The sequence below is a fragment of the Roseibium sp. MMSF_3247 genome, assembly GCF_030733765.1.
GTDB lineage: Bacteria > Pseudomonadota > Alphaproteobacteria > Rhizobiales > Stappiaceae > Roseibium.
On record NZ_JASHII010000008.1, the window covers coordinates 70,773 to 89,441 of the forward strand.

21 protein-coding genes are annotated in these 18,669 nt (G+C 56.8%); 12 read left to right on the forward strand and 9 right to left on the reverse strand.

Annotated features, from left to right (window positions below):
- Positions 1 to 3: 3 nt before the first annotated feature.
- Both RBB44_RS22110 and RBB44_RS22115 read left to right on the forward strand, forming a co-directional pair.
- Complete coding sequence (locus tag RBB44_RS22110; protein ID WP_306150006.1) at positions 4 to 942, forward strand: MoxR family ATPase; 939 nt, start codon at positions 4 to 6, stop codon at positions 940 to 942.
- An 18-nt stretch (positions 943 to 960) separates the two neighbouring features.
- Entirely contained in the window at positions 961 to 2,172 is a 1,212-nt protein-coding gene (locus tag RBB44_RS22115) for a VWA domain-containing protein (protein WP_306150007.1), read from the forward strand.
- Between the two features lie 161 nt (positions 2,173 to 2,333).
- Here the strand turns inward: RBB44_RS22115 and RBB44_RS22120 are convergent, their stop codons facing one another.
- From RBB44_RS22120 to RBB44_RS22130, 3 genes are all read right to left on the reverse strand, one after another.
- A complete protein-coding gene (locus RBB44_RS22120) occupies positions 2,334 to 3,053 on the reverse strand; it encodes an LrgB family protein (protein ID WP_306150008.1) in 720 nt (239 codons plus the stop codon).
- Positions 3,053 to 3,415, reverse strand: coding sequence for a CidA/LrgA family protein (locus tag RBB44_RS22125; protein WP_306150009.1), 363 nt, complete (start codon positions 3,413 to 3,415; stop codon positions 3,053 to 3,055). Before RBB44_RS22125 ends, RBB44_RS22120 begins: the two co-directional genes overlap by 1 nt.
- 105 nt (positions 3,416 to 3,520) lie before the next feature.
- Positions 3,521 to 4,033, reverse strand: a complete 513-nt coding sequence (locus tag RBB44_RS22130; protein WP_306150010.1) for a L,D-transpeptidase — start codon at positions 4,031 to 4,033, stop codon at positions 3,521 to 3,523.
- Positions 4,034 to 4,203: 170 nt separating this feature from the next.
- On the opposite strand from RBB44_RS22130, the gene RBB44_RS22135 reads away from it, so the two are divergent.
- Positions 4,204 to 4,836: a YceI family protein gene (locus RBB44_RS22135; protein WP_306150011.1), complete on the forward strand. Its 633-nt coding sequence runs from the start codon at positions 4,204 to 4,206 to the stop codon at positions 4,834 to 4,836.
- Here RBB44_RS22135 and RBB44_RS22140 read toward each other — a convergent pair.
- Positions 4,833 to 5,936 carry a branched-chain amino acid ABC transporter substrate-binding protein gene (locus RBB44_RS22140; RefSeq protein WP_306150012.1) on the reverse strand — a complete coding sequence of 368 codons (1,104 nt, stop codon included), beginning with the start codon at positions 5,934 to 5,936 and terminating at the stop codon, positions 4,833 to 4,835. The genes RBB44_RS22135 and RBB44_RS22140 overlap by 4 nt on opposite strands.
- Before the next feature lie 169 nt (positions 5,937 to 6,105).
- Here RBB44_RS22140 and RBB44_RS22145 point away from each other — a divergent pair, with 169 nt between their 5' ends.
- The 4 genes from RBB44_RS22145 (at position 6,106) to RBB44_RS22160 (ending at position 9,878) form a co-directional block, all read left to right on the forward strand.
- Positions 6,106 to 6,633 (forward strand): flavin reductase, encoded by a 528-nt coding sequence (locus tag RBB44_RS22145; RefSeq protein WP_133946751.1) that lies wholly within the window; start codon positions 6,106 to 6,108, stop codon positions 6,631 to 6,633.
- A 59-nt stretch (positions 6,634 to 6,692) separates the two neighbouring features.
- On the forward strand, positions 6,693 to 7,697 hold the full coding sequence (locus RBB44_RS22150) for a P1 family peptidase (protein ID WP_306150013.1): 1,005 nt from the start codon (positions 6,693 to 6,695) through the stop codon (positions 7,695 to 7,697).
- Between the two features lie 81 nt (positions 7,698 to 7,778).
- Complete coding sequence (locus RBB44_RS22155; RefSeq protein ID WP_306150014.1) at positions 7,779 to 8,324, forward strand: DUF3833 family protein; 546 nt, start codon at positions 7,779 to 7,781, stop codon at positions 8,322 to 8,324.
- A gap of 81 nt (positions 8,325 to 8,405) precedes the next feature.
- Entirely contained in the window at positions 8,406 to 9,878 is a 1,473-nt protein-coding gene (locus tag RBB44_RS22160) for a transglycosylase SLT domain-containing protein (RefSeq protein ID WP_306150015.1), read from the forward strand.
- Positions 9,879 to 10,159: 281 nt separating this feature from the next.
- Here the strand turns inward: RBB44_RS22160 and RBB44_RS22165 are convergent, their stop codons facing one another.
- Positions 10,160 to 10,741 (reverse strand): NAD(P)H-dependent oxidoreductase, encoded by a 582-nt coding sequence (locus tag RBB44_RS22165; protein ID WP_306150016.1) that lies wholly within the window; start codon positions 10,739 to 10,741, stop codon positions 10,160 to 10,162.
- Positions 10,742 to 10,867: 126 nt separating this feature from the next.
- Here RBB44_RS22165 and RBB44_RS22170 point away from each other — a divergent pair, with 126 nt between their 5' ends.
- Positions 10,868 to 11,503, forward strand: a complete 636-nt coding sequence (locus tag RBB44_RS22170) for a TetR/AcrR family transcriptional regulator (RefSeq protein ID WP_306150017.1) — start codon at positions 10,868 to 10,870, stop codon at positions 11,501 to 11,503.
- 6 nt (positions 11,504 to 11,509) lie between these two features.
- On the opposite strand, the gene RBB44_RS22175 is transcribed toward RBB44_RS22170, so the two are convergent.
- Positions 11,510 to 11,998 (reverse strand): YcgN family cysteine cluster protein, encoded by a 489-nt coding sequence (locus RBB44_RS22175; protein ID WP_306150018.1) that lies wholly within the window; start codon positions 11,996 to 11,998, stop codon positions 11,510 to 11,512.
- A 308-nt stretch (positions 11,999 to 12,306) separates the two neighbouring features.
- On the opposite strand from RBB44_RS22175, the gene RBB44_RS22180 reads away from it, so the two are divergent.
- From RBB44_RS22180 to RBB44_RS22190, 3 genes are read left to right on the forward strand one after another with little or no spacing between them, the layout of a single operon-like run.
- A complete protein-coding gene (locus RBB44_RS22180) occupies positions 12,307 to 14,406 on the forward strand; it encodes a transglycosylase domain-containing protein (protein WP_306150147.1) in 2,100 nt (699 codons plus the stop codon).
- A gap of 11 nt (positions 14,407 to 14,417) precedes the next feature.
- Positions 14,418 to 15,089, forward strand: a complete 672-nt coding sequence (locus RBB44_RS22185) for a DUF1214 domain-containing protein (protein WP_306150019.1) — start codon at positions 14,418 to 14,420, stop codon at positions 15,087 to 15,089.
- The gene (locus tag RBB44_RS22190; protein WP_209178481.1) at positions 15,086 to 15,646 is read left to right on the forward strand and encodes a DUF1254 domain-containing protein; all 561 of its coding nucleotides are present in this window, start codon (positions 15,086 to 15,088) and stop codon (positions 15,644 to 15,646) included. The genes RBB44_RS22185 and RBB44_RS22190 overlap by 4 nt, the downstream gene beginning before the upstream one ends.
- 72 nt (positions 15,647 to 15,718) lie before the next feature.
- Here the strand turns inward: RBB44_RS22190 and RBB44_RS22195 are convergent, their stop codons facing one another.
- Both RBB44_RS22195 and RBB44_RS22200 read right to left on the reverse strand, forming a co-directional pair.
- Complete coding sequence (locus tag RBB44_RS22195; RefSeq protein ID WP_306150020.1) at positions 15,719 to 16,588, reverse strand: hypothetical protein; 870 nt, start codon at positions 16,586 to 16,588, stop codon at positions 15,719 to 15,721.
- 62 nt (positions 16,589 to 16,650) lie between these two features.
- Entirely contained in the window at positions 16,651 to 16,860 is a 210-nt protein-coding gene (locus tag RBB44_RS22200) for a hypothetical protein (RefSeq protein ID WP_306150021.1), read from the reverse strand.
- A gap of 278 nt (positions 16,861 to 17,138) precedes the next feature.
- On the opposite strand from RBB44_RS22200, the gene RBB44_RS22205 reads away from it, so the two are divergent.
- Positions 17,139 to 18,230 carry a DUF2336 domain-containing protein gene (locus RBB44_RS22205; protein WP_306150022.1) on the forward strand — a complete coding sequence of 364 codons (1,092 nt, stop codon included), beginning with the start codon at positions 17,139 to 17,141 and terminating at the stop codon, positions 18,228 to 18,230.
- Positions 18,231 to 18,246: 16 nt separating this feature from the next.
- On the opposite strand, the gene RBB44_RS22210 is transcribed toward RBB44_RS22205, so the two are convergent.
- Positions 18,247 to 18,636, reverse strand: coding sequence for a DUF1491 family protein (locus RBB44_RS22210; protein ID WP_306150023.1), 390 nt, complete (start codon positions 18,634 to 18,636; stop codon positions 18,247 to 18,249).
- Positions 18,637 to 18,669 lie beyond the last annotated feature (33 nt).

The following is an 18,669-nucleotide window of genomic DNA, read 5'->3' on the forward strand; positions in this document are numbered from 1 at the left end:
TTCATGCCGCAATCTGCCATTCCAGCGACAATCGACGAAACGCTCCAGCTGTTGGACGAAGCCGGCTATGTCGCCGACCGGTCCCTTGCCACCGTTCTGCATCTTGCGTTGAAAATGAAACGTCCCTTGTTTCTCGAAGGGGAAGCCGGTGTCGGCAAGACCGAGATTGCAAAGGTGTTGTCGTCAACGCTCGGACGCGATCTCATTCGCCTGCAATGTTACGAAGGGCTCGACATTGCGTCTGCGGTGTATGAATGGAACTACCCGGCACAGATGGTTGAGATCCGGGTCGCGGAAGCCTCCGGCGATACCGAGCACTCCGAGCTTTCAAAGTCGATTTTTGACGAAAAATTCCTGATCAAGCGCCCCGTCCTTCAGGCGCTTGAACCGTCTCTGAACGGCGCACCGGTGTTCCTCATTGACGAACTGGACAGGGCGGACGAAGCCTTTGAAGCCTTCCTCTTGGAAGTACTCGCCGACAATCAGGTCTCAATTCCGGAGCTCGGCACCGTCAAGGCCGAGGAACCGCCGATCGTCATCATCACGACCAACCGAACCCGGGAAATCCACGACGCCCTAAAGCGCCGTTGTCTCTATCATTGGGTCGACTATCCCGACGCCGAGCGCGAGCTGGAAATCGTCCGCCGCAAGGTGCCCGGTGCCTCCGAACGGCTGGCGGGCGAGGTCGTCGCTTTTGTCCAAAAACTGCGCACGGAAGAAGACCTCTTCAAGCAACCAGGCGTCGCAGAAACCCTGGATTGGGCCACCGCCCTCTCGGAACTCAATGAAATCGCGCTTGATCCGGACATGGCCTCCGATACGCTCGGCGTTCTTCTGAAATACCAGGATGATATTGAGCGGGTCCGCGGCTCAAAGGTCCGGCAGATGATCGATGACATTCGCAAGGACGAGCCACGTCCTCAGACCATGCCGGCCCTTTAGAGCAGACCAAACGCGCCCATGACCGCTGTCCGCTCCCGCATCACAGACAACATCGTCTATTTTGCCCGCACGCTGCGCAAGGCCGGGGTGCCGGTTGGTCCGGCCTCCGTTGTCGATGCGGTTCAGGCGGTCGAAGTGTCCGGTATCAGCAACCGCGATGATCTCTACTGGACCCTGCATGCGGTCTTTGTGCGCAAACGGGAACATCGCATCCTGTTTGACGAAGCGTTCCGGGTCTACTGGCAAAGCCGGGGCTTGATCGAAAAGATGCTGGCGATCCTGTCACCTGTTGCTCCGCCGAGAGGTGCACCCGAAAAGCCCAAGGCGGGGCAGACACGGGTTGCCCAGGCGTTTCAGGCCAACAAGGAACGGGTTGCGGAAGAAACCCGGCCGGAAATCGAGGTCGATGCCAAATTCACGGTGTCAGGCAAGGAGCTCCTCCAGAGCAAAGACTTTGCCCAGATGACTGCCGAGGAGATCAATGACGCCAAGAAGGCGCTCGCCTCCATGGCACTCAGCATGGACAAGATCCGGCTCCGCAGGCTGGTCCCCGCACACTCGGGAAAGGTGGATCCGCGCCGCACCTTGCGGGCGTCCATGCGGGCCGGCGGGGATATCATTGACCTAAAGTTCCGCCAACCAGCCGAAAAGCGCCCACCTCTGGTCGCGATCTGCGATATTTCCGGTTCCATGAGCCAGTATTCGCGCCTGCTGCTGCATTTCCTCCATGCGGTCACCGCCGAACGCCGGGACGTGCACACATTCCTGTTCGGAACACGGCTGAGCAATGTAACGCGTCAATTGCGGATGAAAGATCCCGACGAAGCGCTCGAAGCATGCTCTGAAGGAGTGCAGGACTGGTCCGGCGGCACGCGCATTGCCTCGGCCCTCTATGACTTCAATCGGCATTGGTCGCGCCGAGTCCTGTCCGGCAAACCGACGGTATTGTTGATCACAGATGGTCTTGAGCGCGATTCCGACGAAGACCTGGCCCGCGAGATGGACCGCCTGCACCGGTCCTGCCGCCGCCTGATCTGGCTTAATCCGCTCCTGCGGTTCGAAGGCTTTGAAGCCAAGGCCAAGGGCATCCGGGCCATGCTTCCGCATGTCGACGATTTCCGAGCGGTGCACAGCCTTGAGGCCGTCGCAGACCTTGTCAGCGCACTGACGGGCAAACAGTCAGACAGCAAATCCTCAAATCCCAGGTCATGGCTGAAGCGCCAGAACTAAAAAAACCGCCGGTTCCGGTTGGGGCACACGAAACCAGCGGCATTTCGAGGAGGATCGTGCCGATCCGCGTATCACTATAATTTCATAGTTTCGAAAATATATGCGACACGCTGTCCCAAGGTGATAGCGTTTCACATCCATATTGAACCGCTCTAGACCGATCAGAAAAACAACTTCCAAACCAATGGAAGCAGGATCGCTGTGGCGAGGGCGTTGAGCCCCATGGCGAGACCGGAAAATGCACCCGCCAATTCGCTGACTTGCAGCGCACGGGCTGTCCCAATGCCGTGTGACGCAGTACCGATGGCCAATCCGCGAGCGGCCATGTCCTTTACGCCCATCAGGTTTAACAAGAGCGGCCCAAGAGCAGCTCCTGTAATTCCGGTCAGGATCACCAGAACAGCCGTCAACGACGGCAACCCGCCCAGCTGTTCACTGATCCCCATCGCAACCGGTGCAGTCACCGACTTTGGCGCAAGGGACACCAGAGTTTCCTTGCTTGCCCCAAACAGAGCGGCAATGCCGACGGCACTGATTGCCGCTGTGAGAGACCCGGCCAACAAACTGGCGAGTATCGCAACCGATGAGCGGCGGACCCGTTCAAGCTGCCGATAGAGCGGCAAGGCCAACGCCACCGTTGCCGGCCCCAACATGAAATGAACGAACTGAGCCCCTTCGAAATAGACCGAATACTGGGTGTCGGTGACGAGCAGCAGGCTGACCAACAACACAACGGCGATCAGCACCGGATTAAGAAGCGGATTAAATCCCGCACGTCGATAGATCCAAAACCCGAACTGATAGGCAACAAGCGTTAATGTCAGCGCCAAGAGCGGACTGGCAGAGAGATAAACCCAGATTTCCCGAAGTTCGCCCTCCATTATTCAGCCTCGCTGTCAGCAGCATCGGCAGACCGGGACAAGAGGCGCATCACCACCGCTGTGACGGCAATTGTTGCAAGCGTGCTGCCGATCAGTGCCAAGGTTATAGCAAGCCCTTCCTCACCGATCAGCGCAATATGCAGCATGACGCCAACGCCAGCAGGAACGAACAACAGGGAGAGATTGGTCAAAAACGCATCACCAACCGTTGCAAGATCTTCCGGGATCCCCCCCTTGATCAACAAGCCTGCCAGCAACAGAACCATACCGATTACTGGGCCCGGGATCGGTAGTCCGCTCGCTACCGTGATCAACTCACCGGCGAGCTGACACGCCAGAATGACAGTCAGATAAAAAAGCATATGCGCCCCCAATGCCTTGCACTAAGGCACTACAGTGGCTTGGCGCCGGGGGCCTGACAAGGGCACTTTCCCAAGGGATAACTTGCCCCGAGAACGAAGCGCCGATTACGGCAACGCGATAACTGGTGTGCGGACCTGTACACGGCGGAACAGATCCTGGATATCGTGATTGGCCATCCGGATGCAGCCATAGGAGACCGCTCGCCCGATCGAGCCAGGACGGTTGGTGCCATGAATTGCGTAGTTGCCGTTCGACAGCGTCATGGCAGCAATGCCCATTGGATTGTTCGGAGCCCCCCCGCGGATCACGGCAGGAAGATGCGGGAAGTCCTTGCGCACTTCCGGCGACGGTGACCAGTCCGGCTTGATGTATTTCGCCGTGATCTGCGCCCGTCCCGTCCAGGATTTCTGACGTTTTCCGACAGCCACCTTGTAACGGATCGCCTGACGTCCGTTGAGTACCAAATAAAGCCGGCGCTCAGAGTTTTTGATCACGATTGTACCCGGCCGAAATTGATGGCCGGAAAAACCAACCACCTCTGCAGCTTGCGCTTTTTCAGCCGTCAAACCGACTGCCACGAGCAAAACAGAGGCAAACAGCAAAGAAATGATACGCATCACACACCCAATCCTTAACGCTTGTTAAGAGTTTATGCATGAGCGCGGATGCGGCAAGTGGCACTTCAGAATACTTCAAACCATGGTGAACGGCGTTGTTCGTAAAGGAAACACGACAATCTGCTGTCCCATATCCAACGTAATGGTTTTTGTCACGGGGAGAGGCTTGAATGCGAGGAACCATCGCGCGGCACATGTGGTGCTCACAGTCCTGCTGGAAACGCTGTCTTGCGCCGGTCTACCTCAGTTTTCTGGCTGGGCTTGCCCTTCTTGTGATGATCACCGGTGACAGCCGGGCGGATATCTTGTCGGGCCGTTACATCCTACCGCCTCAAGCCGTGGATACGCAGTTCTCCGTCAGAGTGTTGGGCGGCCAACCAGTCAAAGGCCGGTTTGGTACAGTCAACGGCGAGATGGTTTTAAACGCGCAACGGCCGGAAACCAGCCGTGTTCGCGTCACCGTCGACCTCCGAAGTGTTGAGACCAACAATGACCGGGTCACTGGTTTCCTCAAAAGCTCTGCAATGTTTAATGTGTCGGAGTTTCCAACAGCAGAGTTCGAGAGCTATTCGGTGCGTTTGACCGGCGAGACAACTGCACAGGTTGAAGGGTTTCTCACTCTGCGAGGAACCCGACAACGTACCTCTCTGCAGGTCGAACTCCAACCAGCTGGGAGAGGTCAGAACATCGCAATTGAGGCCAATGGCGGTTTTTTCCGGAGCCTTTACGGCATGGACGCCGGGTTGCCGATCTATGCCGACAAAGTGCGCTTGCAGATCAAGGGCACGGGGAAAAGAAGCTAGCGCTCAAACGGTTTGCCAGACTTCCATTCATAGATGACAAACTGAAGAATGCTGCTGTCGCCTTTTTCATCAAAGCTGATGTCACCCAGGATTGTCGGGAAAGCCTGTTCGTCCATTGCTTTTGTCACCGCTACAAAGTCCGGTGCGCCGGCCGCTTCCACCGCTTCGGCCCAAGCTTCGACCGCGGCATAAGCGGCAAGCGCATAGCGCTCAGCAATTTCTTCGCGGCTTTCCAATGCCTCGATGACCTCGGCGACCGTTTGCAGGCTGCGAGGATCTAGCGGGTAGGAGAACGTTGTGCCCTCACCTGCCTCGCCCGTGACATCCCAGAAGGCTTGCGTCATCAGGGTATCGCCTCCGACCAGAACAGCATCGACCCCAAGCCGCTGCATCTCCAATTTGATCAAGCCTGCTTCCGGATGATAGCCGCCGATGAAAACAACGTCAGCGCCTTCCAAAGCCAAACGAGAGACGAGAATGCGATAATCATTCAGCCCCGCGTCGAACCCCTCATAGAGCGTTTCGGTGACGCCGTTTTGGTTGAGAACAATCCGAACAGCATCGGTCAGCCCCTTGCCATAGGCAGTCTTGTCGTGAAGCAGAGCAATGTCTTGCCCAGCAAAAGCATCTGCCAGGTATTGGCCAAGAACACGTGCCTGTTCATCATCTCGTGGCGCCAATCGGTAGATGCCGGGTCCAGGCCGTTCGTCAGTGAACTTCGGCAGCGTTGTGGCCGGAGAGATCTGCACAATCCCGGCGTCCGAATAGATCTCACTTGCCGGTATGGACGCGCTGAAACAAACGTGCCCCACCACCATCGACACTTCGCGGCCGATCAACTGGTTGGCGACCGCTTTGGCCTGGGTTTCGTCACAGCCATCATCGACGATGTCCAGCACCAAGGGTTCGCCCAGGACACCGCCTGACATATTAATATCGACGACCGCTTGTTCGGCCCCTGCCCTGATTTGCTGACCCAAGTCCTCAAACTGACCCTTCATGGGGCCGGCCACCGCAATATGGATCTCGGCAGCAGCGCTTAATGGCCAGCTTAAGAGGGTTGCTGCCATCATGCCCGCAAAGCCACGGATAATCTTCATTCTGTTCTCCAGATCCATCCCTCGAGTGGCGCCGTAGGAACCATGGTCCTATGAAATCAATCGAAAGTTCCGAAAATTGCAAGGCTCGATTGGGTTTGATAGGCACACGCAACGACATATAACAAGATCACGACCGGATGCCACGTCCGGACCATGGAGCATTGACCGCATGGCGCCTTCAACCGGGATAGATCCCGCCGCCCAAAGCCTGACACTCGACAGCCAGACGTTTCGCGAAGCGATGAGCCGCATCGCCGCCGCTGTTCATATCGTCACCACCGATGGTGACGCCGGCCGGGCAGGCGGAACAGTGTCAGCCGCCTGCTCGGTCAGCGATGACCCCGCCAGCATCCTGATTTGCCTCAATCGGCAATCCCGCCTTCACGCAGCCGTTCTGAAAAACCGCTGCTTCTGCCTCAACACGCTCTCAGACGATCATCAGGAAATGTCTGATGTATTTGCCGGCCGCGAAAGCGCGGATATGAGCGGACGATTTGCGCATGGCTCCTGGACAAACCTGGCGACAGGCTGCCCTGCCCTCGACACGGCACGGCTGAGCATCGATTGCGAAATTTTTTCTGTTTCCGAAGTCGGCACCCACTCGATTATCGTTGGCACCGTCACGGATTTGCGGATGACGGACCCTGGAAAGTCTTTGATCTATGTGCGCAGGGGTTACAAAAGCCTCGACACCTGAGCCCGGTCGGCGCAAACTCAAAGTCCTGCCTTTATTGAGTTTTGGCTGAAAGATATTTGATGACCGGTCCCAGAAACCTGATCACCGATGTGCCCGGCCTGAAGGTCGGCAATGCGTCCGACCCGGATCTGAAGTCCGGCGCAACGGTACTCGTGCCGGATGAGCCAGCGGTCGCTTCCGTGGCGATCCAGGGCGGCGCACCGGGAACCCGGGAAATTGCACTTCTGGAGCCCGAGCAAACCGTCGAAAAAATCGATGCGATTGTCCTCGCAGGGGGATCGGCTTTTGGTCTTGATGCTGGTGCGGGTGTGCAGGGGCGTCTTGCAGAACTGGGCTATGGCTATCAAGTGGGCCCTGTCCGCGTGCCGATCGTGCCGACCGCGATCCTCTTTGACCTCCTGAACGGCGGCAACAAGAGCTGGGGCCAAATGGCGCCCTACCGGGATCTCGGCCGCGCGGCGCTCGATTCCATCGGCCATGATTTTGTCCTTGGATCCAATGGCGCCGGTATGGGCGCCACAACCGCAAACCTCAAAGGCGGCCTGGGATCAGCCTCTGTGGTCCTGGAAAATGGTGTCACGATTGGAGCGATCGTCGCCGTGAATGCGCTTGGCCGCGCAACCATGGGCGAAACACCGCATTTCTGGGCGGCACCCTTCGAGGTCGGTGACGAATTCGGCGGACGCGGTATAACGCCAACACTGCCAACCGACTGCACCACGGTTCGCACGAAGTTGGACGCGCTTGAAGCCGGGGCCAACACCACCATCGCAGCCGTCGCCACCGATGCGATTTTGACGAAAGGCGAAGCCAAACGCCTTGCCGTGATGGCACACGACGGCCTGGCCCGCGCGCTTTGGCCGGCTCATACACCGCTCGACGGCGACCTCGTGTTCGCTTTGTCGACGGGGCAGCGCAAGCTGGAAAACGGCCTGGAGGATATGGTGCAAATGGGCGCTGCCGCCGCATCGTGCCTCGCAAGGGCAATTGCACGTGGGATCTATCATGCAACACCTGCAGATGGCGACACGCTGCCGACATGGCAGGAGCGCTTCGGAGGTTAAGACCACCGCCCGGTTTTGAAAATCTGAGATGGCCGTTCACACGTAGGCAAAGCATGTGAAACACTTCATAGGCTTTGCAGTATGTCCCTGTATTTTTCCAAACTGACAACCAAGACGACTTTCCTGATTTCGCTCACGTTTCTAGTGTTTGCCGGTTTTGCAGCGCCACCAGCTCAGGCCGCAAAACCGCTGGTCCTTGAGGAGTTTTTCCGCGGCAAGACCGTTGGCAAAGGCGTGTTTGAGAGCAAGTTGGCGGGCGTATACCGGCCGTTCACGGTGTATCTAACCGGCACCTGGAACCCGAAGACCCGAATGTTCCGCCTGCGCGAAGACTTCGTTTATGACGACGGCGAGCGGGACACCAAGACCTGGTTCTTCGAAAAGGTTGGCAACGGACGGTATGTCGGCCAAAGATCTGATGTGATCGCGCCAACCCTTGTTGAAACTGGTGCAGATGGAGCCTTGCGATTTTCCTACATCGCCGATGTTCCGCTGGAAAACGGCTCTATCCTGCTGCGCTTTACAGATACCCTTACCCAGACCGATCGGCGGACGGTTCGCAACACTGCCGATGTCACGAAAGGTGGTTTCAAGGTCGGAACAGTCGATCTGACGTTCAAACGATGATACCGGATTATCGCCCACATCTGTCTTGAAAGCTCCACGCAAGTTTGATTGAGTTCCCTAACGGTACATCTGGGGAGCGCCATGATAAACGGGTTCAGCTTTCAACGTTTAGGGTCGGTGATTGCATTAGCGATGCTGGCACTTTTTCTCGTGCCAGCATCGCCCAACGCGATGGAGACCCGGCTTTCAGATGAGCTCGAGCAGATCCTGCGCGAGCCCTTTACCGGTGACTTTGATGAAATAGCAGAACGCGGCTATCTCCGCGTTCTCGTCCCGTTTTCGAAGACCTTCTATTTCATCGATAACGGCGTTCAACGCGGCACAGCCGTCGATATGACAACAGAACTTGGCAAGTTTCTGGAGAAGAAACACGGCAAGAAGGTTCGGGAAGGTCAAATTGTGATGATGCCGACACCGCGCGCAACCCTCTTCACCGATCTGGCCGAAGGGCGCGGCGATATAGCGCTCGGCAATCTCACAATCACACCTGAGCGCCAAAAACTCGTCGAGTTTTCCTCGCCGTTGTTTACGGGTGTGCGGGAAGTGCCGCTGACGGCAGCTGGTATCGACGACCTGACCTCACCTGAGGCCCTGTCCGGAAAAGAAATCTACGTCCGATCCTCATCGAGTTATCACGACAGCCTTCTTGCCTTGAACAAGAAGCTGGACGCCGATGGAAAAGCCCCGGTCAAGATTGTTCCAGCAGATGACAAGCTAGAGGACGAAGACCTGATCGATCTGGTGAAAGCTGGTGGCGTTCCAATGATCATCATTGACGAACATAAGGCAGACTTCTGGATGCAGATCGTCGACGGACTGAAAATCCATCCGGACGCAGCCGTGCGCACAGATGCGCAAGTTGCGTTTGCCGTCCGCCCGAAAGCTCCTGATTTGCTCAAAGAGATGAACGCCTTTGCCAAGACTGTCGAAAAGGGAACGCTCCTTGGAAACATCATCCTGAAACGGTACCTCAAGGAAACGGATTATCTCAAAGATCTCAATGATGAGAAACGCCGGGAGCAATTCGACAAACTGGCCGCAGTGTTTGAAAAATATGGCCAGCAGTTCGATATCGATTGGCTTCTGATCGCTGCGCAGGCCTATCAGGAAAGCCAGTTCAAACAGACCGCTCGAAGCAACGCCGGCGCTGTCGGTGTCATGCAGATCAAGCCGACGACCGCAGCAGGATCCCCCATCAACATCAAAGGGGTTGAGAAGGACGCTGATACGAATGTGCATGCCGGTGTGAAGTACCTGCGGTATCTGGCCGACCAATACTTCGCAGACCTGGAGCATGATCCGGCAAACCAGACTTTCTTCGCCCTCGCCGCCTACAATGCAGGTCCGAGCCGCTTCAAAAAGCTGCGGGCGGAGGCAGAAAAACAAGGCTATGACCCGAATTTATGGTTCGGAAATGTCGAGTGGATCGTCGGTAGACGCATCAGCCAAGAACCGGTTCGGTATGTCGGCAACATCTACAAGTATTATGTGGTGTTTGCCCAAGAGCAGAAGCGGTATCAGAACTCTCCTGAGGCCCAGAAAAAGGGCGACTAGACTCGTTTTGTGACTAACGTTTAGAAGAAAATCCCCCTGTGCCGCACCGGCCCTGAGCCGGTGCCTGTCAGCCAAAACGCGTGCATTTCTAAATGGAAAAGCGGCCTCCAGATCCCAGATCTTTGCTTAGCTGCGTCCGGGAAAGCCGGTGCGACGGTATCTCGACAGTCTTCTAAGTCTGAGTTTTAGAGGCTAAAGAAAGACCGGTGCGCACGCAGCGCCGCCGGTCTTGTCGTTTAGCAGACGTTTGAGCAGCCACCGCAACGGCTGCGGACAATGCTTCAGATTGCTGCCCCGAGCTGCGCAGCTCTACGGATCATCTTGGCCCGTGCTTCGTCCGTTGATCCCTGGATTTGGGCGAACCAGGAGTAGTTCTTCATTTTAAGCCCGCAGAAATCTAGGATTTGCATCTTGGTCTGCTTCTTGATGCCCTGACCGTAAACAAGCCTGAAAAACCAGCCCGGTGTATCAGAGGTGACCAATACCTCAGAGGTCCGGCCAGCCATCAGTTTTTCCGGCAAAGCCTTGCCCGAAACGTATCGAAACGTTTTGCCTGGCAAGAAAACCCGGTCAATCAGCCCTTTCAATTTGGCTGGCATTCCTCCCCACCAAAGCGGATGTGCCAGAACGAAATGGTCACACCATTCCAGGCTGGCCCAGAAATCTTCAAGATCGGCCTCCAGTGGTTTGACTGTCTTGAAGGACGCTGACCCCAGATCCGGATCAAAAGACATATCTGCGAGATGCACAATGCGCACGTCATGCCCGGACTTCTTGGCAGCATTGGCATAGGTGTCGGCAAGCGCACCGCAAAAACTGTCCTTCGCCGGATGGCCATCCAGCACGAGTATTTTCTTCGCCATAATTGAAACTCCAAAACCGGTCGGTAAAACGCACTGGCTCATAAAAATTGACCACGGTCATTAATTGCCGCAAGTATGGTACGAGGTCAAGCAATAAATTGACCGCGGTCATTTTTAGAAGATGTCATGGCGATAGAAACCAAACCCCGGAAGCCCCAAGCACGCACCGCCCTCACCCGCGCCCGGATCCTGGAGGCGGCAGCGCACCTGTCCAAAAAGAAAACCTTGGAAGAGATGACCGCAGAGGCGATCGCTCGAGAGGCAGGCGTCGCCAAAGGCACCATATTCGCTCATTTCGGCGATATGGATGGCCTTCTCTCCTATCTGCTGTTGGGCGAGTTACAGAAACTCCGGGAAGCCGCCGACAAGAACGAAAAGCTTTCGACTCAAGACCTTGTAGATCCGGTTGGGGGACTGGTGAGCCGAATGATGGCGCTTATCGCCGTCATCACCGAGAGCCAGACCATGCTGCGCGTGTTTCTGGAAAACATCGGCGCAACCAAGGGGCATTGCGCTCCCGAATTTATCGAACAGCTCGATGCACTTGATGAGAAGTTGCTGCAATTTCTAGGGTTTTGGCAATCGTCCGACGAAATCAGTCCAAAACTTAGAACAGATCGTTCACCTCAAGAAATGCTCGACGGTTTGGTCGCCTTCGTCATTCACGGAGCAATCATTTTCCGGTCGCATCAGCTGACGGATCTAAAAGAATTGCAATCCCGCCTCGAACGGCATGTAGAAGCTTTTCTGGTGAGGCCTTAAAGAGGCTTATTCAGCCTCCGGCATTTCTCCGGGCCATGTCACAACGTGGTTTTCATACTCTTCCAGTTCCATTCCATCTTCGGACACGGTGCGGTTTTGGACGGATACCCCCGCTTGGTGCACGGTTTCTGGATCGCCGGACACGAGCGGATGCCACCAGTAAAGATCTGCGCCTTCGCGCACGAGGCGGTATCCGCAAGTCGGCGGAAGCCAAGTCAGCGTGTTCACTTCAGACGGTGTGAGTTGAATGCAATCCGGAACGGTCGCAGCGCGGTTTTCGTAATCTTTGCAGCGGCAAGACGTACCATCCAGAAGGGTGCAGGCAACATCGGTCCAGACAATATCGCCTGTATCCCAGTCTTCCAGTTTGTTGAGGCAACACCGGGCGCAACCATCGCAGAGGGATTCCCATTCAGCGTTGGTCATCTCTTCGAGCGACTTTGTTTTCCAGAATGGAAGCTCACCGTCCTTATTCACCGAATTGCCAGGCCCCATTGGGTTGCTCTCTCCTGCGCGCTCTTGATTTAATCCGTGCGCCTATCATGCATACGGTCGGCCAGCAACAATGATAGGTTTGAAGCGCCCCGACGATGCCAAATCAAATAAGATTTATCCCATTCCCGAAGCATTTCCGCCGTTGTCTTCAGTTTTCACTGTAGTAAAAACGGGTTACGTTGAAGAAGCTGTTGATGCGCGGAGATTCTGCAAGCTTGGCATCCGATCCAGACACAAAAGAAGGCAATGACCAGCCGCGGCCCGGTATCGGACAACGGATCCGGCGCTTTCTGCTTTCGATCGACTCCATGGTCGATACAGGCCTCTGGCGGTCCTGGTCGATCATCCGCCGAAGCTGGGAAGCCTATGATGGGTTTTTGCGCAGATTTCGCGCAAAAGGGATCTGGCGCGGGCTCTCCGAGGTCACATCCGACGGCCTGACTTACGGAACAATCGGTTTTGTTGTCGTTCTGGCCTTCGCGCAGCCGGCCATCGAAGCAACCCGCTATGCGGACTGGAAGACGACCGACGACTTTGCCGTCACTTTCCTCGACCGCTTTGGCCAGGAAATCGGCCGGCGCGGTATCGTTTTGAACGACAGCGTCCCTTTGGAAGAAATCCCAGACTCTCTCGTGAAGGCGACACTTGCAACGGAAGACCGCCGCTTCTTCATGCATTTCGGCATCGATTTTGTCGGAACGTTCCGGGCGATGGTGGAAAACGCGCGTGCTGGCGGGGTTGTTCAGGGCGGCTCAACGCTGACACAGCAGCTTGCCAAAAACCTGTTTCTGTCCAACGAGCGCAGTCTCAGCCGCAAGATCAAGGAAGCCTATCTCGCGCTTTGGCTAGAGGCGAACCTGTCCAAGCAGGAAATCCTGAAGCTCTATCTCGACCGCGCCTACATGGGCGGCGGTGTTTTTGGAGTAACCGCAGCGGCTGAGTTCTATTTCAACAAGAACGTTCGCGAGCTGACACTGGCCGAAAGTGCCATGCTTGCAGGGCTCTACAAGGCCCCGACCAAATACGCGCCGCACATCAATTTGCCGGCTGCGCGTGCCCGGGCAAACGAGGTCCTGACCAACATGGTGCAGGCCGACCTTCTAACGGAAGGCCAGGTGATCGGCGCAAGACGCAATCCGGCCCTTGCTGTCGACCGCTCTCAAGAGCAGTTGCCAGAATACTTCCTCGACTGGGCGCTGGATGAGGTCAAGAAACTGGCCCGGCGGAAACCGGCCATGGCCCGCGATAGGATCGTCACGGTCCGAACCACGTTGGACCCCGCACTCCAGCGCCAGGCTGACCAGGCGGTCGAGTCAGTCCTCAGGGAAAATGCCAAGCTCCGGGACGCCAACTCAGCTGCATTGGTGGCAATGGTTCCGGATGGCGCGGTCGTTGCGATAGTTGGCGGCCGGTCTTATGGCGAGAGCCAATTCAACAGGGCTGTCAACGCCCTGCGCCAGCCCGGTTCCTCGTTCAAGCCGTTCGTTTACATGACCGCGTTCATGAACGGCTTTTCGTCGAGCTCCATTGTTCCTGACCGGCCATTCTGTTTGGGCAACTGGTGCCCGCGCAACTATACCCGCAGCTACCGGGGTGCTGTCACCTTGAAGCTGGCACTGACGAAATCCATCAACACCATTCCGATCCGGCTCGCGCAGAATTTTGGCCGCGAAAAGATCATCGAAACCGCCTACGCAATGGGCCTGACGCACGAATTGGAAAACTCTGTTTCCCTTCCCATCGGCTCCTCAGAAGTTACGGTCATCGACATGGCCTCGTCCTATTCGGTCTTTGCAAATGGCGGATACAAAGCCAAGGGCTACGCGATCCTGGAAGTCACCAACAGCGACGGCGAAATCCTCTATCAGCGGGAGGTTGATGAGCCAGAACCCCAGAGAATCTTCCCGGAAGAAAAAGTCCACGAGATGAACGACATCCTGGTCAACGTGGTCGAGGCTGGAACTGGCCGCCGGGCCCGGATTGACGGCGTCGTCGCAGCCGGAAAAACCGGCACCACAAATGCTTATCGCGATGCCTGGTTCGTTGGTTACACGGGCAACTTCACCGGTGCTGTCTGGTTTGGGAACGACGATTTCACATCCACCCGGCGCGTCACCGGTGGCAGCCTCCCTGCCATGGCATGGCAACGGTTCATGGCATATGCCCACAACGGGATTGAGCTTGTGGCCATGCCCGGCGTTGAAGCCGACACGCTGCCTCGGCTTGCCCAACCGGCCCGTCCGCTGGTCGCCGCAGCCGACGCGGCGGCCGTCCAGCCCAGGGTCCTCAGCCGACGGACACAGCGGCTTCTACTTGATATCGGATCGGATCTGCGGGAACTCACCCAGTCCCGGGACCAGGCGGCAGTGCCCGACGATGGCGACACCGAATATGCGGCTGCGCAATGAAGCAGCAGACCATGCGACACGCTTCAGGCCATGTTGAAAGCGGCTGGCACAAGGAAGTCCTTCCGCGCGCCATTCGGCCAGAGCGGCCGCACCCGCTCAGAACCCTGGTCTTTCTCACCTCAATTATCATTCTCAGCGCACTGATCGGGGTCAGTTCGGCTTATATTCTGATCGAACGCGAAGAACCGCTTGATTCAATTTCGGTCGGTGCGTGGAAAGCGTATCCCACAGCGGGCACCCCGGAGGCCGACCCCTATTCCGTCGCTATCTACACCCGGGGTGGCTACATCCCGCTCGCTTCCGGTGAAGGCTTGTCACTGACAGCCCGCACAGACAGCAGCGGACAAGCGCTCGACCCGGCCTGCAGCTACCGCATTGCCGGACGCACCCCGACCGCACGGCTTTGGACCCTGACGGCTGTTGACGGACATGGCCGGCTTCAGCAAACGATGCCGGGACGCAATCATCTCGACAGCCAGAACCTTTTGCGGCGCGGCGATGGCTCATTTGAAATCACAGCAAGCGCGCAGATCAAATCGGGCAACTGGCTCCCCCTGCCCACCACCCCCGCGCCGGGCAGCGGACTTCGTTTCGTCCTGCGGCTTTATGATGCTCCGGTCACCACAGGAGCAGCGCTCGACGGTGTGAGCGTTCCGGACATCGACAGGATCAGCTGCCCATGACCCTGTCGCCCCGCTTCACCCTGACTGCCGGTGCGCTGGCTGTGCTTTGCCTCGCAGCGGTCATTCATATCCTTGTTGTGCTCACCATCCCGCAGAATGTGCAGCACAGCGCTTATGATGACGCCCTGACTTACGGTCCTGACAGGCAGTTCAACCTGTTGCCGGATGTCAGACCCGGGGAAGAAGCCCTACCCGGTCTTGATCCGGCCATGAAACATGCGATTTGCCGGTTCCAGCTATCGGCCGGCCCGGTCTTTTTCGATGCTGGAATTCCAGCATCTTTCTGGTCTATCGGAGTGTTCAATCAGGCTGGCGAGACGGTCTACAGCCTCAATAACCGCACCGCCGGCGCTGACAGGCTCTCCATGCTTCTGATCACATCAGAACAGCTGTCCATCCTGCGCCAGAACCCGCCAGCCAACTTAGAAGACCTGATTGTCATTGAAACAGAAACGATCAGCGGAATTGCCCTTCTGCGCGCCTACGTTTCCCATCCCACACAAGCCGAAACGATCGAAAACGCCATGAGCATCGCAAGCTGCGACGTTCTCGGTTGACCAGTTTGGGCCGGTCAAAGGCTAAAGTCACAGTCGACGGGGAACGCTACCGGCAATACAGGCCAAGCCGCGTTATTTTTGCGGTGGCGGGCGCTCATTGCCCCAACCCTTGTAAATCCGTGAGCGGCGAACCGGCTCTTCAGTGCCATACCGGTTTTCAGTCTGGCATTCGGACTCGGCCAGAAGCACCTGTCCTTCCAGCTCCCGGATCGCGGTGTTGACCTTCCATTGCCGGTCACGGCTTGGCGTTTCGATCTCAAGGGCATCCAAAGCGTTTTTATAGGCCTTGATGCGGTAGCGCAGAGCCTGTCCCACCCATTTGATCATGACCCGGTTTTCCCAAACCCGGGCTTTTGCACCTTCATACATTTCTTCCGTCGTGAGCGGTTTGTTCTGAAGAACACGCAAGCGCTCATCGTCGGCCTTGCGCACTCTCAGAGCAACCTCACAAAACGGCATCACCAGATCCGCATCTCCGCTGGCATCAGATGCAATCTTGTCAAATCTTGCGTCTGAGGACCGGAATTTGTCTGACCGGAGGTAATGGTAATAAAGATCAGGTGGGATACGACCTTCCGTCTCGGGAATGACACGGGTTCGGGCGAGTTCGGCCATGGTGCCGCCGATCCAGTCTTTCGTCCATGGCGGACGGATCAGTGTCCAGCCACGGTCCCGCAGCAGCTTCTCATCGTTTGTGTAATTGAATTTGGAGACAGGGTCTTCGCGCATGCGCGCCGCGCCTTCGCCGATCGCCGGCATGACACTGTCGTGAATGACCGACGGCCTTGCGCGGTCGAAATCACCTGTAGGCCGAACACACCCGGCCAGAAGCAACGCCAGTATGGAAACAGTTACGCCTGACCGAGCCAGAACGGAAACAGAGGCGCGGCAACACCCTTGTGTATGCACATGCCTTTTTCCAACCGAGTTCCTCGTGCCCATGGGGCGTTTCTCCAAACCGCATGCGTAATGCTTGTTGCCTGCAGCTGGAGGGGTTCGAACCGTCAGTCCTTGTCGGACCCAGCAGGTCCAGCAGCTTTTCCGATGGTCGCGATTCGTGCGGCAAGATCAAGGTCGTGGTGCTCGTAACGGACACCTGGGAAGAGGATAACTTGCCCAAACTCTTCCGGGTTCGTCGATCGTTGCGGTGTTGAACGGGGGTCAACGCGCGCTGTCGGGCGAGGTGCGGAAGCGAAATCTAACAATGTGCCCATCGTCTCCTCCTTCGGTTCTGGTTCCCGCTGGAGCGATGGGCAGCGGAAACGGTCAACGGGCGACGCAATACTACCTGCAACTCAATTAAGACGGCGTTCAGGTTAACAAGATGCTAACGGTTTTGGTTCAATTTGAAGGAACGGTCGTGGACTTATCCGCCGTTAATTAGTGTTTTTAGTCAGGTGGGCTGCCCACCAGAAAACGGTTCGAACAAGCTGTGCAGACCTTCAATTCAACGATTAGAAAGCCCTCCGCTCCGCCATCGGACAGCGGGATCTTGCTCTCCGCGGTCGAGCTTTTCACAGGCAGAACCGGACATAACGCTGAAGAAAAACGTGTTTTTCTGGAGCTGGCGAAAAACCTGTTACCGGCGACATCCGTTCGTGACCGGCGCCAGATCGCCAACATGCTGGTGACTTATCCGGAAGCACCGGATGCGCTTATCGACCTTCTGGCAAAAGACAAAGACGATCTCTCCGCTTTCCCCATTTTGCGGCACAGCACCAAGGTTTCTGTGGACGTACTTGTGGAGATCGCCAAAGAAGGGTCCGAAGCTGCCCGCAAGGCACTTGCCGGACGATCCCATCTACCGCGCCCGATTCTGGCCGCACTGTGTGAGACGGCCGATGCGCAAACCATTCGGCTGCTGATCGACCGGAAAGACCTGACGCTGGACCAACACCTGAATGAACGCTTGAGCAAGCGAGCCGACCTGATTGCCGAACTTGGTGAAGAGTTATCCAAGCGTCAGGCGTTGAACACGGAAAATCTGATCAGTCAGTTTCTTGTCTTGCCAGCCTCCTTGCGTGCAAAGGCGATCGCCGCAGCTGAAACGATGAGCGTGATCAGATCCGCACAGGCGCCTGCGCATGCAAGCATTCCTGCAATAGACACCGCCCGCCTCCGCCTTCATGGCGCACTTTTGAAAGCTGCACTGCTGCAAAAGCGAAACCGCTTTACCGATAGCCTTGGCCAAGGTCTGGGTTTGCCAAGCTCGGTCAGTGACATGTTTTTACAGGAGGGCCAGGGCGAGGCACTTGTCATTGCTCTCAAATCCCTGGGCCTCGACCGGCCAAGGACTACAACGATCCTTGTCCGGTTGCTGGGTGAGCACATGGCCGTTGAAGAAATCCGGAAGCTTTTGTTCCTGCATCGTAACCTCAGCACAGGTGCCGCAAATGTGCTGACCAGTTCTTGGACTCTTTTTGGCACCTCTGCGAACTCGGCAGATATCGACGGCACCGGTGAAAAAACTCCGCGGCACGTTGGACAATTCGAGGACGCAAGCCGGCCGTCCAGAGATGCCCGATCTCACCGTATCAGCAGCGGAACGACAAGCGCGCAGCGTGTGCGCCGGGGGATCGGCTAAGTTGGGCTAAGCGGATCTAGAGCCGGAAGAAGTCATCGGCAGGGTTCCGCGATTGCTCAGGTTCCGCGGTAGGCAATTCCACGTTTCCTGCCTCGGCCTCGATATCAACGACCCAGAAGTCCGGATCCATCCGGGCTTCGCTTTCCAACCCTTTATCAACAGCCTCTCGCGCGGCCGCCTCTAACGTCTTTTCAAACAACCGGCCGCCGTCGCCTTGTCCGGAATCATCATCGAAAAACGACTGTGGTGCTGGCGAATACAAGTCGAATGTGCCGTCGAGCCGATCGACAACAATCAAGATCGCTCCGGCTTCCGCATTGCCCTTTCGGGTGACGGCTGCAAATCCATTTTCAGAAAAAATCCGGCGCACCAGCGCACTGACGAAAAGCTCAGACGTGACGCGCATCCAACCCTTCCTGACTGACCACATACGCTACTG